Below are 860 nucleotides of genomic sequence, written 5' to 3'. Positions count from 1 at the left end.
TCGTTTTCTTTTGCATGATTCCAACACCAAAGTAATTATTCTTTTGCATCAGGTTCCTTTGCTTTAATAAACCTAGGCAGCATATACCACCTAGGTTTGAATTCCTTTTCTGATTGTTAAAGAGCATTTGGCCTGTAGCCTGTAAATCTATTTTTAAATAACTTTAATCACAAAAGTAAAATATTGAGCTCGTACGCGCGTTTTATGTTTTTCTCTAGCAATACTGGGTCATCACTAAAGGGGGCAATAACATAATTAACTTCATCCCTCGGGTATTCTTTTTCGTCATCAATATCCGTATGAAATACATATTTATAGTTATTTTTTATCTCGGGATCGAGGGGGTAATTATCCATATAGGGGCCAATTTTATCGCCCTTCCAAACTGTGCTGCACCCTTTATCTAAATAATATTGAACTGAAGGTAACATTGCGTAAGGGATAGGTTTATTTTTATCCATATATTCATTTAATAACGTCCATAAATTACAGGCTTGATCGTAACTATCAGCAAACGCGACTATGTATTGGCAATCCCTTTTACCATGTTTAGGGTATTTTTTAGGGATTAAACTTGTAACAGGCATGCCTCTTCCCAAACTAAAGCCTAACGAGCCTCGATACATCTCAACTTCTTCAAATGGGATCACAAGTTCTGGGTTGCCACCAAACGCAGGGAAATTTACATTGCCGGTTTTTCGGTCAAAAACAACGGAGGTGGCTCTGGGGATTTTTGCTTTACGGTGGTAAATAAAAGCAATTATTAATAATAAAACTTGCCCCAGGATAAACAAAGGGTCAAAAAGAAATGAGTCTAATAGGTGTTGTAAACTTTTAGCTTTAAATAACCCAAGTACTTG

1 protein-coding gene is annotated in these 860 nt (G+C 36.3%); it reads right to left on the bottom strand.

Going from position 1 to position 860, the window contains the following annotated elements; translation table 11 throughout:
* Positions 1 to 167 precede the first annotated feature (167 nt).
* On the bottom strand, positions 168 to 860 hold a 693-nt coding region (locus H5154_RS22885), incomplete at its 5' end, for a hypothetical protein (protein WP_182719748.1).

Source organism: Pseudoalteromonas sp. SR44-5, assembly GCF_014163675.1.
Taxonomy (GTDB): domain Bacteria; phylum Pseudomonadota; class Gammaproteobacteria; order Enterobacterales; family Alteromonadaceae; genus Pseudoalteromonas; species Pseudoalteromonas rhizosphaerae.
The sequence above is the reverse complement of the archived record's forward strand: the minus strand, read 5'-3'. Positions and strand labels throughout refer to the sequence as shown.